This window comes from Formosa undariae, assembly GCF_042427615.1.
Lineage (GTDB): Bacteria > Bacteroidota > Bacteroidia > Flavobacteriales > Flavobacteriaceae > Formosa > Formosa undariae.
Window position 1 is genome coordinate 768,809 of record NZ_JBHMEZ010000003.1, and the last position, 15,964, is coordinate 784,772.

Sequence of the window (15,964 nt, forward strand, 5' to 3'; positions counted from 1 at the left end):
TACAGACACCACATTTAAGCGGCACGCACTTCTTCTATAAGTGAATGTCGCTGATTTAGATTTGAGATATTGTTAATCCTAATAACGAACTAAATAATCGCTAGAAAGCCGTATAAAAACAAAAGCTAAATGGTGTACTGAAGAAGAAATTAAACAAAAAAAAATAGCTTGAGTTATGCCCCAAGCTATTTTTAAATCTTACGTAGAGTATGTATTTCCCCCTTTTTATACTATAAATCAAATTGATTTACACCGTCTACAGTTCTATTTCTAAATTCTAAAACATCTGAAGCTTTATAATCTACACCATTAAAACTAAAAGAGTAATTAAGAGTAAGTTCTCTGGTATCAGGGTTATAAAAAGAACCGCCATCGTCTACAACTTCTATAGCATTATCGGCTGTTTCAATAGTTATAGAATTATCTGCGGCTACAATTACTTTTAATTTTTTGTCTGATCCTCTTAAATCTGCAATACCACTATATAACAATGCATTAGGGGCTAACATGGTTAATTCCAACACATCTGTAATACCTCCTGGATACACAACAGTTTCGTTTGTACTTCCTGTCTTTATTACTTCACCTTTTTGAATATAGTTACCATATAGTTGATTGATATATGTAAACGTAATGATAGATGTGTTATATTCTGATAATATAGAATCTGCTTTCACAACATTATCTAATTCAAAACCTAACGCATAATTGTTTCCCAAAGAAATTTCATCTGCTAAAAAGTTAATTGAATCTGCTTGAACATATACGAAACCTTGTGTTTTCCCTGCAGGAATAATTATTTTATTATTTGCAGGATTTCCTTCGATATCTACTAGACTATAATAACTTGGAGGTAATACTGGGCGACCACTATCGGTTACCAGTGCATCGCTTAATGAAAAAGTGACTTCTACATCTTCAGTATTATTAAGTCTTCCTCCTAGAACAACCCCCACACCAATTCGCATGCCTTCTCCCATTATAAAAGTACGGTCTATTTGTGCTTTTGGTAAATAAACTGAAGTGAATTCAAATTCATTATCAACAAAATCATCATAAGAACATGATACAGTCCCCATCCCAATGACAAGTGTAAGCGTCAATAATTTAGTAATTGATTTTAATATATTTTTTTTCATAATCTTCATGTTTGTTTTTTACCAACCTTGGTTTTGTTTCAAATTAGTATTTATCAACAGCTCATCATATGGTAAGGGTAAATAATAATTTTTATTTTCGTATTGTCTTCTTTCAACATCTATATTTTGATACGAAAATGTATCATCTGAATTTTTAGTAATCTTAACACCTTTAATACCTTCTGTATCTACAATATCTTTCCAACGTCTTAAATCATGAAAACGCTCTCCTGTAAAACATAACTCAATACGTCTTTCATTTTGTAATAAAGTTTTAAAATCTTCCTTATTTCCTGAAACCTCATCTAAATAAGGATCTGTATTAATACCTGCACGTTTTCTAACCATGGCTAACGCATCCTTTGCTGAAAAGCTAAGTCCTGCCGGCACAGCATCTGGCTGTCCATAGGCTTCATTTACAGCTTCTGCGTAAGTCAGATACATATCTGTTAAACCTAACTGTACATATACTTTAGGCAGCGTGTTAATTGCATTATCTACCGATGGATCAAACTCTAAGTCATTTAAAAACTTTTTCAAGTAATACCCTGTTCTCGTTCCTTCTTCTTGAATAAAACCTCCAAAGTTATCTAAACCGCCTTGAAACATTTCTAAGGGGTTGTAATCTGTACATGTTTCAGATTCAAAGCATTGATCACCATTATAAAAAATAAATTTATAGAACCTCTTATCTCTAGATGTATAAGGCACTGAAGCATCATAGGTACTAGATGCATTACCAATAGGATAACCACTAGCATCTGGAAAAGCATCGACTAAATTTTGTGAAGGATTAACCTCCCCTTGACCAAATAAAGATGGTGGATATAAACGTTGTTCTAAACTGTTATTATTTCTAGAATTACGCATTCTCCATATATGATCTGGATTATTTTCTCTATCAAAATCGTATGCTTGTAATGATTTTAAACCTCCATTTTGCACAATAACATCGTGAGCTAAACTTGCTGCTAACTCCCATTTAGCAATATCATTTGTCGTATTAAAAGCTGGACTTGCTGCAAACAATGCTACTTTTGCTTTCAGTGCATAAGCCGCTAAGCCACTTGCTCTTCCCGTTTCTAAATCGCTATATCCAGGATTATTAGTATCGGTTCCCGTATATATAATTGGTAGATTTTCTATCGCCACATCTAAATCTTCCATAATTTGAGCAACACACTCATCGTATGTGTTTCTAGATAATAAGGCGTATTCTTCATTTTCTAATATACCATCTACAATTGGAAAACCAAGCATGGTTCCGCTAGCGTCAGGACCTCCAAACACTTTAAGCAATTCCCATTCGGCAAAAGCTTTTAAAAAATGAGCTTCCCCGTAATATCTACTTACAATAATATCACTTAGTTCTGAACTGGCCTCAGATTGTAAATACGGTAAATCTTTATCGTGGATTAATTCAATATATTGATATACTTGTCTGATATTATTATAAGACCGTTGCCAAACATCACTATAAGGATTATCTGTTGGTCCCCAATAACCCGTTGCTAAAGCAGTTTCTTGCGAATTTAAGACGCCATTATCCGTTAGATATTCATTTGAAAAATCGGTAAAATAATCAAAAGAATAATCGGTATAAATCTCATCGATAATACCTCTCGAGCGTTGTCCAGAAGTTATGACCTCTTCTTCATGGGTGTATTGGAGTTCGTCTTCTAAAAAGCTACTGCATCCTGAAATGGTTATACCCAAGGCTATTATGGTTAATATTTTATTTGTTAATTTCATCGTTCTATATTGTTTTATTAACATTTACTTATTAAAAATTTAGTGAAGCTCCAAATACAATGGTTCTCATCATTGGGTATTCATAAACACCAGCTTTTGGATCTTCTGGATCTAAATCTTTCATTTTACTAAATAATGCTAGGTTAGTCCCACTAAAATATAATTTAACGTTCGCGAATGGCCCATTAGCAATTATTCGCTCTGGGAATGTATATCCGAGCTCTAAGTTAGAGATCCTAAAATAGCTCCCATCTACTAACCAATAATCAGAATTTTTATAATTGTTAATACTCGTTCTTGTACTTAATCTTGGGTTTGCATTACCATTAGGTAAATTGTTATTTACATTTGAAGTATAACTTCTAAGCCCATTATGCTTATAGTAATCGTAACTATTTAAGTTAACATCGTAACCTGAGACTCCCACACCAACAACATCGAAATTGAAGCCTTTAAACTCCATCCCCACATTAATACCGTAGTTAAAACGAGGTGTACTATTACCAATAGCACGTTGATCTCTAATATCGATTACATTATCTCCATTTTGGTCTACATATCTAACATCTCCAACTTGTACATCTCCAAATTGTGGTAAAGCATCACCAATATTTTCTGCTGTAAAAAGTCCATCACTTACGTAACCAATAATATTATCTTGAGATTCTCCTTCTTGTAATCTATATTGATCTGGGTATGGTACTTCAGAAATCTTTTCACCTACAATTTTATTAAATCCTGCATTTACACCTACGTAGTATTTAAAAGTTCCAATATTATCATTGAATGTGATATTAGAATTAAAACCTCTATTGTTTCTTCTCGTAAAATTTAATTGTGGTAAATAAGCATCACTACCTAAAGCATCTGCATAAAGTTCACTTGCTTTAATAACTTGATCTTGAATATCTATGTTGAAGTAATTAAAACCTAATGTTAATTTTTTGAACATACTTAATTCTACACCTGCAAACATCTGATTGTAAACCACCCAGTCGATATCTTCATTTCCTGTCGTTGATAACCAATATCCAAAATCGTCTTGAGTATTATTACCCGATCCTAAATATATCGTACCATTATTTCTACCACCACCCCAAGTGTCTAAATAATAAAACGTAGATGCGGTGTACTCTGTTCCTACTTGTCCAAAAGATGTTCTGAATTTAAGAAAATCGATAGTTTTACTATCTTTTAAGAAATCTTCGTTAGAAGCGATCCATGAGGCTCCTATTGTTGGGAATAAATTTGTACGATTATTACCTATAAACTTAGAACTACTGCTCGAGTTTAAGTTAGCGAAGAACACATATTTTTTTAATAAGGCAAACTCCCCATTTAAATTAAAGGTTAGATTACGCTTATCAGGTTGCGTAGATTCTCTGTTAGGTTCGTAATATAAAAGATGACTAAAATTTAAGTTTAACGTAGACTTGTTCATATCTTTATAGTAGTTAAGGTTACCACCATAAGCCATATTTCTTTGAATACCAGCATTAGAACGCCCTATTGTAAGATCTATAGATTCTTCTGCAAATAAATTTAAACCTAAATAATCTAATCCAGCCTCATTTTGACGTGTTCCTAATGTGTATAGAGCTGGCGTGTTATTTGTTGAAAGCGTTTGTGCATTGTATGTACGCATCATTATATACGTACTATACTTAAGTCCCTTAACATATTTTTCAAAATCGAAATCTAAACCTAAATCAAAAACCATATTGGCGGTATAATCTGTTCTTGAACCACCATCAACTAATTCAGATAATACATTTGTGTTAAACTCATTACTAACAACATAAGCGGAGTCTCCTACTTTTAAAGGAAAAGCATTTGCTGGTGTTGTTGAAATAGCATTAAACATGGCATCAGCATTAATAATAGGTCTTTCGTTTTTTGAAAATTTACCATAAACACTAGCGTGCGTCGTTAACATGTCGTTAATTCTGGCATTTATCTTTGTTCTAAAAGTAATGTTTCTTCCTTTTATTTGATCGCCCACTTTTTCAAGTCCTTTCCAGTCGGAATACCCTACAAAAGCACCATAGGTTACATTTTCTTTACCTCCATATACATTAAGTGAGAAAAGATTAGAAGGAGAAGAACTAAGTAAATACGTGTCTTGTCTATCTATATTCGGGTAATTTATTGGGTCAAATCCGTTATTGTATGCGTTAATTGCATCTTGGCTATAGATATTCCCTAAGCCATCGTTATTTGCTGCTTGGTTTATTACACTAGCATATTCTGAAGCAGAAAGTAATTCTGGCATCCGTGTTGGCGTATTTACACCTTGTTGGTAATTAAACTCAATTACTGGTTTACTAATTTTACCTCCTTTTGTAATCACATAAATAAGACCATTATCTCCTAAGTTTCCTAAAAGAGAATTAAAAGTTGCGTCACTAAGCACGATAACCTCTTCGACCTCTCTTAAGTCTACTTCTAGACCTCTTGGTTGTCCATCTATTAAAACATAAGGTGTACCTCCGTTTAATATATAAGAATAACCACCATCTTCACCAGGTGTATTTGTTCCTCTAACGATTCTTAATCCTGGTACGCGACCTCTTAAGGCTTCAGATAAATTATCTCCTGGTGTTTTACGAAGTTGTTCTCCAGACACTCTAAATACAGCACCCGTAGAATTCGTTAAGTTAAACACACCGAAAGGCGTTGTAAGCATTTCGTCCTTATTTTGCTTTTGAAGAGAATCATTTGCTACCAAACCTATTACTTGTGTGTTTTGAGCAACACTAATATTAATAAATATCGCATTAAGTAAGCAGAAAATAAAAAACTTCAATTCTGTTATGGTTAATTTCATTTGTTTGTTTTTAAAATTTTTAGTTTGTGGTATCTCATATTGTTAAAATAACGGCATTTTACCAGCCTTCAGTTTGTTCGAATGTTGGTACGGCTTCAACTTCCGAACTCGGAATTGGCCACCAGTAATTTTTATCGCTAAATGTCTTCTTTCTAAAGTCTACTGGTTCAACATTTTCATAACTAAAACCTGTAGGATAAATATCAGACACCCCACCTTGCCAGCGCATTTCTAAAAATTCTAATTTCAGGTTTTCTTCTAAATGTGCTATTTTCCATCGTCTTATATCATCATATCTAAAACCTTCAAAACATAATTCAATAGCACGTTCATTTCTAATACGATCTCTAAAAGTTTCTTTAGATCCAGTATATATGCCATCTACATTTGGCATCCCTACTCTATTACGTATCATATCTACTGCTTGCACAGCTGTTAAAGCAAGACCTGGAGCAGATCCAGAAGGACCATAAGCCTCGTTCACAGCTTCAGCATAATTTAAGTATACTTCTGGCATTCTAAATATGATATTGTTGGCGTGATAATCTAATTGACCTTGGAAACCTGCAGTTAAGTAATGACCATTTGGGATCCATTTTCTAATACGGTAACCTGTATGGTTTTTTACTTGCCATAATCTGTTTGCCGCTGTTGTAGGACTATGTAGATCTAATCCAAGTTCTCCGTCTTCATTTACGACTGCTAAATCTGCATAACCTGTTCCATTTACAGGGCTAGAAGACGTAACTGTCCACTGCACACCATCGTATAAAATATTATTATAAAATCTCGGATCTCTGTTTATAAAAGGCTCTTGAGGATTGTATGTTGGATCGTCTTTAATAGCCAATCCATTTTTAGTTTCAAATTTATCTACAAAATTAGCAAGCGCTCCAATATTCATTGGATTATTGTTTCCTTTTACAATATCAAAACCAACAGTTAAATAGGTCTGAGGTAATGGCAACAATGTTTTTCCGGTACCTACAACATCTTGATTAACCTCCATAAAAATAACTTCTTGAGGAATAACTTTCGACTTCCCTTGACCTACAAAAATATTTCTATAAGGCAATAAAGCCGATGGTTCTGGTTCGAAAAGATCTGCTCCGTTATGACCTACATCAATACTGTTAGCATTAGAAGAATTAACAAGTGAATACAATCCATTTGCATTTGCAAAATTAATTAAATCGGCTGCAGCTGTTGCGGCATCTACCCAAGCTTGTTGATCGTTAGATTTGTTTACTAATGGGCTTGCTGCAAATAATGTTATACGAGACTTTAATGCCATTGCAGCACCTTTTGCTGGACGACCAACATTTTCTGAGGACCAAGTTACAGGAAGTAAATCTATAGCGATATCTAAGTCTTCTAACATATCGGCTAAATTACTTTCATAAGTTTCACGTTCACGCTCTAAAGGATCATTAAGGTTTAAATTTTCTTTTAAGTAAACAAGACCTCCATGACGTTTAGTGATTAAGTGATAGAAAAAGGCTCTTAAAAAATAAGCCTGACCTTTTAAGTTATCGACATCTTCTTGAGAAGCACCTTCAACAAGATCTATATTTTCAAGCATGGTATTTACAACTCTAATTCCTTTCCAAGATTCGTAATATCTTATAACAAAATTAGGTGTTTGACCTTGCCCTGATCCTCCATCAAGGTTCATTAAACTTAAATAATCTGATTGCGCGTATGAATTATAACGTTCAGGTACATTATTATTCATTCTTCCTGGGTAGCCTTCGCCCCCCATAGTCATGGCTGGAAGAATATCTGGGTTTCCTGCTGCTGCACTAACTTCTGTTATTAAATAAGTGTAAGCTCCGTCTAGAAAATCTCTAGCCAAACGAATGTCACTAAAAATGTCGTCTTGATCTAAGGCTTCAAAACTTTGTTCTTTATCTAAATAATCTTCACAGCTAAAGGATAAGCTTATCAAGATTAAAAGGAATGTATATTTAAATGTTTTCATAGTTGTTTGTTTTTTAAAAGCTCATAGTTAATCCTAAGTTAAATCTTCTCAATATTGGATATGCACCTGGCGTATTACCTTCAGGATCTGCATAATCTAAATCAGAAATAGTAAAAAGATTACTTCCGCTCACGTAAATTTTAAAACGGCTTATATTCGGGCTGTTTTCCATGTCAAAATCATATCCAAGATCTAAACTTCGTAATTTAATGTAATCCAAATCTATAATTCTTGCTGTTGTTGCCGCCGCAAGATTAGGATTAGCTGTTCCTATGTGCAATGCAGGATATGCTGCATTTGGATTAGAAGGTGTCCAGTAATCTAATTGATCATAACGACCAGCGGCTTCACCATTTGGAATGGCATAAGCTAGGTCGGCGTTAACAAGACCTTTATGTCCCTCTATTCCGTTTATTAAAGCACTAATAGACCAACCTTTAAAACCTGCATTTAATCTTAAACTATAACTATTTCTAGGAGAGTCTGGTAAATCGAATCTTACCATATCTTCGGTGTTTACACCTATTATTGTACCGTTAGCATTATAATCTACATACCTATAATCTCCTAAACCTGGATTACCAGAATAAACAGGGTAGTTTAAAAGCTCATCGATATTTTGGAAATACCCATCGGTTTGTAATAATGCAGAAGCCCCGTTAGGTTTATTAGCTATTTGAGTATATTCTGGAGTTCCTGGTCCATCTGCAGCACTTTTTAAAATTCTATTTTCGTTAAAAGCATAGAATCCAGTTGCTGAATAGCTAAACCCACTTGCTGTTCTATTTTGGTAGGTTAACGATATTTCGTAACCATGACTTTCTGAAATACCTAAATTGGCATATGGTAAACTTGCCGAGGATCCGAAATAAGAAGGTACAATTTGTAACCTATCGATTAAATCTTCCCTATGGTCTTTAAAGAAATCTATACTACCTGATATATTATTATTAAAAAATCCAAAATCTACACCTATATTTTCTTTAGACACTGTAGCCCAGGTCAGTAAAGGATTCCCCAATTGATCTTCTTGTATAATGTAAAGCGGATCTGTATCGCCTTCTCCAAAGTAAAATCTAGACGTTGGTCTTAATTCGGCATTTGTTGTTGGACGATCGAAATAACTTAAATATTGCCAGCGATCGTTACCTAAACCTGTTTTAGACCCCGTTTCTCCGTAAGAATATCTAATTTTAAAATTATTCATCTGTGGCAGAATATTTTGCACAAATTTTTCTTTAGCTAAATTAACACCAACAGATATAGACGGGAATAATTTAAAACGATAACCTTCTGCGAAAGTTTCATCCCCATTATACGAACCACTTATTTCAAAGAAATAGCGTGTGTCATAATTATAAGTTGCTCTACCTACCCAATCTTCATTGTAAAACGGAAATTGTGTATTGCTAATTTTTTCTTGACGGCTAAATAATGCTAATCCAGTTACAGCGTGTTTCCCAAAAGTGCGTTCATAAAACAATTGTGCTCTTGTATTAGTAATCTCGTAACTATTACTAATATTTTCATCGTTAACATTAAAATCAAAAGGACGTTCGTAATCTGGTCCTTCAAAAGAATCCCACGTGCCATCAGGTAATAAATCGTATCTATCTATACGTGTTTCTAATGACGAGTCGAATGTTGTAGTTTGTGATGTCTCGTAGTTACTTATATAGTTATACTTAGCAGTAAACATTAAACCCTTTGTAACAAAATCTAAGTCTTGTTCTAATTCAAAATCAATAGAAAAAATAGTGTTCAATAAATTAGCTGAACCTTCAAGATTATTACCTATACTTCCACTAATAGGAAATCGTATTTCTGCTAATCCTGGATAATTCGGGTCAGGATATAGTTCCATCGCTTCGGCAGGATAATAAGGCACAGCCCCTCCTGGCGCAGTCGTATACAATCCTAAAAAAGAAGGGTCACTATTTGCATTACCCGATTTATTTCTATCTTCTAATCGGCTACTAACACTCGTTTTTAATCGTGTGGTTTTTGATAATTTAAAATCTAAATTTCCACGGAAAGAAAATCTTTGAAAATTATATTCTGGATCAAAATTAAAAAACTGTCGTGCTTCTGTAATATCTCCCTCATGTAAATATCCTGCGGAAGCATAATATTTCACGAAATCTGTTCCACCAGAAACAGAAACATTTTGACTAAAGCTCGTTGCGAAATCTTTTGTAGTATAATCTACCCAATCCGTATTTGGATAGATATATGGTAAATCGCCATCTCTCCAGTGTGCCAATTGAGATTCTGTAGAATATCCTCCACTGAATGCAGCATCATTATAAAGTCCAACATTAAAAGCTTTCTGAGCATCGTAAGCACTTAACGCATCGTAAGTGTCTGGATATGTTTTTATAGAAAACTCACTTGTGAAATTCACTTTTGGTTTACCTATCTTTCCTCTTTTAGTGGTAATGATAATTACACCGTTAGCACCTCTAATTCCGTAAACGGCTGTTGCCGCTCCATCTTTTAAAATACTTATGTTTTCTATATCATTAGGATCCATATAAGAAAACCCTCCTACAATTTCAACTCCATCTACTAATATTAATGGATTAGAATTACCACGAATAAATATTTCACCATCATCAGCTCCTGGTTCACTCGTCGATTGCACCACATCTAAACCTGGAGTAACACCACTAAGTGCATTACTAACATTGGAAGAACCCGATTTAAGTATTTCGCTACCCTTAACTGAATTAATGGCCCCCAAAACACTTTCCTTTTTTTGTTTTCCATAACCAACAACAACAACCTCCTCTAAAGCCGAGGCATCTTCCTTCATAACTAAGTTAATAGGCTTCTGAATATCAGAAACAGTAATATCTTGGCTTTGAAAGCCGACAAAAGAAAACTGAAGTATTGCCCCTTTTTCGGCAGTTACAGTATACTGTCCATCAAAATCTGTAACAGAACCTGTAGATGTCCCTTTAACCAGCACATTTACTCCTGGCAAGGGCATTGCTAGTTCATCTGTAACTGTACCTGAAATGTTGGATTGTGACCATACAGAAACAAGACTAAAACAGCATAGAAAAAGCGTAAGTATCTTTAATTTCATAATTTAATTGGTTTTAGTTTTTTTAGTTTGTTTTCAATAATCAATACTATAGATCGTACTTATTATATCTTAAGTTCAAAATTAACGGGTTTAATTGTTAATATTTTCTCAAATACGGGGTTAAAATGTTGCTAAATCATTTTTTTTATTAAGAGAACTACTGTAAACACTCGTATTGCGAATAATTCAAAATAAAATCCTAAAAATTACTTTTTATAAATCTAGAAGACATTTTACTACTATTTAATAGTTAACTAAATTTAAAAATAATTTTTAACCGACAATTAAATTGGACCAATTGTTAATTTTGAGTTAATATTAAAAATTAGATTACATACTAATATTAAACTTTTGTCTGCGTTTTATAGCTGTATAATTTGAAGTGATATATTCGACCTTTTAAAAGAATTTTATCCAGTTTAAAAATGTATATAATGACAGCTTCTTCGGTACATTAAATATTATCTCTTACATTGAATTTATAAAAAGCACATTCTGTTTTTCATATTTATAGACCTACAAAAACTTGGATTATTTAAGGCATTTATATGATTAGCGAGTCATATTATAACACAAGATTTATTTATCCTTGTCTATAATTATTATAACTCATTTTAATGGTACCGAGATTCTAAAAGAACCAAAATCAATTTCAACTTGAAGAAAACCTAACCTAATTAAACACGCTTATCATTCTAGATTAATAAACATGACGGGAGATTTTGTCTAAGCATCCTCAAAATAGTTTAGATCTGTCAGTTGTATTTTCAACTTTACATATTCAAATTTTGAATTCCATATTACTATTGACCTCTTTAAATGAAGAAGTTAAAGGGTAATTACAATTGTATGCTAGAAATAATGATCACCTATAAGATGATTTCATTTTAGTTTGTAACCACAAAAAAAGACGAAAGCATAAAATCTTTAAAATGTTCTCTTTGTCATTGCATCCAGACGTTTTAAGGGATAAAACATGTAATACGTAACATTACACCCCCTTAATTGAGAAATTAAAAACGCACAAACACGTTAAATTTGTGATATATTGATATTTAATAAGGAGTGTTTAGCATTTTCAATACATTAAATAGCTTAAAATTTAAGAGAAGTAAAAAGAATAGGTTGTATTCCTTTTTTTGACTGATAAATTTAATAATCAGAATATTAAAATAAAATAGACACCTATTAAATGTAATATCTTGTTTAACACTTATCAGGTTTCTCTATTTTAGTACCCATCAATATAAAATTAAATAAATACGGTAAATTTTCCTGCTATAGTACTAAAACAGGAATAGTAAACAGCTATTCTTTTTAAGAAAGAGAAATTATTGGTGTTACCTTTAAAACAAATAATAATCGATTAATATTTTTAAATAGAAATGATGAATTCCAGATTCCAAAGCAGGTTATTTATATTAGCTATGTTAGTAGTAAACTTTAGTTGTAAAAACAGTGCTAAGAGTTCGCATGCAGATATAGAGGTAAAAACAAGCAAACCAAACATTGTGGTCATATATCTAGACGATTTAGGTTATGGCGACTTAAGTTCATATGGAGCTACAGAACTTAGAACACCCCATATTGATGCTTTGGCGACCGGTGGTGTAAAATTCACGAATGGTTATGCAACTTCAGCAACCTGTACTCCTAGTAGATATGCGATGTTAACAGGAATGTATCCATGGAAAAATAAAGATGCTAAGATATTACCAGGAGATGCCCCCTTATTAATAGACACTCAACAACACACCTTACCTAAACTATTATCTAAAGCAGGTTATCAAACAGCTATTGTCGGGAAATGGCATTTAGGTTTGGGATCTGGAAATGTAAACTGGAACGAAACAATAAAACCAAGCCCTAATGAAGTAGGTTTCGATGAATCTTATATACTGGCTGCCACCCAAGATCGTGTACCAACAGTTTATATCGAAAATGGAGACGTTGTAAACTTAGACAAAAACGATCCTATAGAAGTGGATTATAAAACCAATTTCGAAGGTGAGCCAACCGCAATTTCTAATCCAGAAATGCAGACTATGAAATGGCATCACGGTCACAACAACAGTATTGTAAATGGGATTCCAAGAATTGGCTATATGAAAGGTGGTGAAGCTGCGAAATGGAGTGATGTAGATATGGCAGATCATTTTTTAGTAAAAGCTCAAAATTATGTAAAAACACATAAAGCAAAACCGTTCTTTCTGTATTACGCTATGCAACAACCACATGTTCCTAGAACCCCACACCCTCGTTTTGTAGGTAAATCTGGAATGGGTCCAAGAGGTGATGTTATTTTAGAAGCAGACTGGTGTATTGGTGAATTCATGAAAACTTTAGAAGAAGAAGGAATTTTAGAAAACACCTTGATCGTATTCTCTAGCGATAATGGCCCCGTTTTAAATGATGGGTATTACGATGATGCTGTAGAAAAACTAGGAAATCATGACCCCAAAGGAGGTTTACGCGGTGGTAAATATAGCTTGTTTGAAGCTGGTACTCGCGTACCCTTTATAACGTATTGGAAAAACCACATCAACCCAAGTGTATCTGATGCTATTGTCTGTCAAATAGATTTATTAGCATCTTTCGGACACCTAGTTGGCATAGAAGACAATACAACCGATAGCAAAAACTATTTAAATACTTTATTGGGTGAAACGAAAAAAGGAAGAGATCATTTAATTATTGAAGCGAAATCGAATACAGCTTTAAGAAGTGGAGATTGGTTAATGATTCCGCCATATAAAGGAAGTGCGATGAACAAAAAAGTAGGAACAGAAACAGGCGTGTTGTTACAATACCAATTATTTAATTTGAACGAAGATCTTGGTCAAGAAAACAATTTGGCCGAATCAAATCCTAAAAAATTAAAAGATATGATTCAAATTTTCGAAAGATTAAAACAATAAATTAGAGAAATATCGAACTACTCTATAAAAACCAGATATCTCACTTTTCAAAAGAGAAATAAGAGAAACCCAATATCAAAAACCAAAACATATGAAAACATTTTTGAAGTTTTTATTTATATTCCTTATTTCAAGCACTGGTTTGGTCGCTCAAACCGAAGTGCTATCCTTGAAAAACAATACAGGTATTGTTGAAGAAAATGGTGCGGTAATACTATGGAAAAACCAAGTCGATGGTTACGGAGATGCTACCCAAAGTAACGTTGCTCTTGGTGGTGATAAATTATACGAAACCTACCCTGGAAAAACAAATGTTGGGTTTAGTAAAACGGGATCTTTTCTTGAAGTTGAAGGTTCTAGTTCTTATATTTCCGATAATACGTACAGTGTTTTTTATGTAGGTAAATCCGAAAACACGGTTACTAATAAACCAGCAGGATTAATAGGAAATTACGATATGAGTGGCGGATTTGCCAATTGTAATGGTATTCGATTTGTAAGGCTTCAAGATGGTAAGATTGGTTTTGACTATTCGCGACCAAATTATACCCGTGTAAATATAGGTTCTAATGAAATACCCGAAGACAGTTATTTCTTTTTTGGATTTACAATCGACGCTTCAGGAAATTATCACTATTTCGATAGCACATCGCCTATAATAACTACAGGTACCATTACAAACACAATGCGCACCAATCCTGATGCAGATCTTAAATTTAATCTTTTTGAAGAAGTTGCAGGTGCACAAACGTACAACCACACAGAAGTTGTAGAATTTACAATGTACAATGGAGGACTTAGTACCACAGCATTCCAAAATGAGTACACTAGGTTAGCTACAGAATATGCAGAACTTGTTACTGCCGAATTTTCGGTTACAGAAGTATTACCAACAACACGAACAGGCTTACCTGTAAATGCAAATATTATAATAACGTTTAGTCAAGATGTAGACAAAACTTCAGACTACCCAAAAATTTACATCAATAAAAATGAAACAGAAACTGCAGGTAATTGGATTTTATCACCCGCAAACACCCTTACGTTTACGCCTAGTGAAGACTGGCCTTTTAAGGGATTAGTAACTCTAAATATAGAAGACGGATTAAAATCAACCGACGCTGTCGCTATTGACTTAACTAAAGCAACTAAATATAATTTTATTGTAGAAACTGACGAAAATTTTGGTGTGTCTGAAAACATAACACTAACATCTATCGCTACGGTCGACTTCCCTCAAGTTGGACATACCTTAGGACTAAAAATGAATTTACCTACTAATAGAGATCATAAAATGCCTGTTCATTTTTGGATACATGGTGGTGGTTGGTCTGGAGGCTCTCCTGAGGCTTCTGCAGGCGCATTTTCTCCTCACGGTGAATATTTAGCAGAAAATTTAGGTGTAGCAACTTTAGGCGTTGGATATAGATGCTCTGGGTCTAGCGGAACTTTTTCTTTAGCAATGGAAGATATTGATGCTGCCTATCAATGGGCATTAGACAATGCTGAAGCTTACAATTTCGATATGACAAAAGTATTTTTTAGTGGTGGCTCTGCAGGAACGCCATTGGCTGCTCTGGCTGCACAAAAATACGATGGCGTTATTGGATTTATTGGATTTAATGGAATCTATGACTTTGTAAATGATGCAGGAGATTTCGGTAACAGTAATTGGTACAAGCAAAATGTGCCAAGTGAAGCTGCTAACTCTCCAATTTTTCAATTAAGCGAAAATCCGCCAGCAACAATAATGATGCATGGAGATGCAGATACCACAATTTCCTATACACAAAGCACACTATTTTCTGAAGCAATAAAAGCCGCAGGCGGTAAAGCAGAAGCTGTAATATATCCGGGTGAAGTTCATGCCTTTTTTAATCCAGGAAAACCTGCTTATGAAGATGTTTTAATAGAAATGGTTGGTTTTATGGCGCAATTACTCGACAGCGAAACCCTAAGTATGGGTACTATAAACCTGGATCAATCTCTAAAGCTATATCCTAATCCTGTAAAAGCAGGAGATACAATAAAAGTTGCATCGCGATCAGATTTAAATGGAGCACAAGTGCAAGCTCAAATTGTTAATCAATTAGGGCAAGTTGTATTAAAATCGGTATTGTTTCCAAATTTAGACTCGAACACGATTAATATAACTACTAAAGGGCTTACCGAAGGGATTTACATTCTAAATATCGTTGTAAACCAAAGTTCAAAGAGCATAAAATTTATAATTCAATAAACCAATTAAACACCAAA

General features: G+C 33.8%; 7 protein-coding genes. 2 read left to right on the plus strand and 5 right to left on the minus strand.

Translation table 11 applies throughout. From position 1 onward, the window contains the following. Positions 1–230: 230 nt before the first annotated feature. The 5 genes from ACFFVB_RS06570 to ACFFVB_RS06590 are packed head-to-tail and all read right to left on the minus strand — an operon-like array spanning position 231 to position 10,790. A complete protein-coding gene (locus tag ACFFVB_RS06570; RefSeq protein WP_382381922.1) occupies positions 231–1,139 on the minus strand; it encodes a hypothetical protein in 909 nt (302 codons plus the stop codon). 18 nt (positions 1,140–1,157) lie between these two features. Further along, positions 1,158–2,891: a RagB/SusD family nutrient uptake outer membrane protein gene (locus tag ACFFVB_RS06575; RefSeq protein ID WP_382381923.1), complete on the minus strand. Its 1,734-nt coding sequence runs from the start codon at positions 2,889–2,891 to the stop codon at positions 1,158–1,160. A gap of 31 nt (positions 2,892–2,922) precedes the next feature. Continuing rightward, a complete protein-coding gene (locus ACFFVB_RS06580) occupies positions 2,923–5,718 on the minus strand; it encodes a SusC/RagA family TonB-linked outer membrane protein (RefSeq protein ID WP_382381924.1) in 2,796 nt (931 codons plus the stop codon). A 58-nt stretch (positions 5,719–5,776) separates the two neighbouring features. Beyond that, the gene (locus tag ACFFVB_RS06585) at positions 5,777–7,699 is read right to left on the minus strand and encodes a RagB/SusD family nutrient uptake outer membrane protein (RefSeq protein ID WP_382381925.1); all 1,923 of its coding nucleotides are present in this window, start codon (positions 7,697–7,699) and stop codon (positions 5,777–5,779) included. Between the two features lie 13 nt (positions 7,700–7,712). After that, the gene (locus tag ACFFVB_RS06590) at positions 7,713–10,790 is read right to left on the minus strand and encodes a SusC/RagA family TonB-linked outer membrane protein (protein WP_382381926.1); all 3,078 of its coding nucleotides are present in this window, start codon (positions 10,788–10,790) and stop codon (positions 7,713–7,715) included. Between the two features lie 1,388 nt (positions 10,791–12,178). On the opposite strand from ACFFVB_RS06590, the gene ACFFVB_RS06595 reads away from it, so the two are divergent. Together ACFFVB_RS06595 and ACFFVB_RS06600 are read left to right on the plus strand one after the other, a co-directional pair. After that, positions 12,179–13,708 (plus strand): sulfatase family protein, encoded by a 1,530-nt coding sequence (locus ACFFVB_RS06595; RefSeq protein WP_382382231.1) that lies wholly within the window; start codon positions 12,179–12,181, stop codon positions 13,706–13,708. A gap of 91 nt (positions 13,709–13,799) precedes the next feature. Beyond that, a complete protein-coding gene (locus tag ACFFVB_RS06600; protein WP_382381927.1) occupies positions 13,800–15,947 on the plus strand; it encodes an alpha/beta hydrolase fold domain-containing protein in 2,148 nt (715 codons plus the stop codon). Positions 15,948–15,964: the final 17 nt, after the last annotated feature.

Bases quoted from the DNA above. Each gene is read 5' to 3' on its own strand.
- ACFFVB_RS06595 (WP_382382231.1), top strand. From the start codon at position 12,179: ATGAATTCCAGATTCCAAAGCAGGTTATTTATATTAGCTATGTTAGTA.
- ACFFVB_RS06570 (WP_382381922.1), bottom strand. From the start codon at position 1,139: ATGAAAAAAAATATATTAAAATCAATTACTAAATTATTGACGCTTACA.
- ACFFVB_RS06580 (WP_382381924.1), bottom strand. From the start codon at position 5,718: ATGAAATTAACCATAACAGAATTGAAGTTTTTTATTTTCTGCTTACTT.
- ACFFVB_RS06600 (WP_382381927.1), top strand. From the start codon at position 13,800: ATGAAAACATTTTTGAAGTTTTTATTTATATTCCTTATTTCAAGCACT.
- ACFFVB_RS06585 (WP_382381925.1), bottom strand. From the start codon at position 7,699: ATGAAAACATTTAAATATACATTCCTTTTAATCTTGATAAGCTTATCC.
- ACFFVB_RS06590 (WP_382381926.1), bottom strand. From the start codon at position 10,790: ATGAAATTAAAGATACTTACGCTTTTTCTATGCTGTTTTAGTCTTGTT.
- ACFFVB_RS06575 (WP_382381923.1), bottom strand. From the start codon at position 2,891: ATGAAATTAACAAATAAAATATTAACCATAATAGCCTTGGGTATAACC.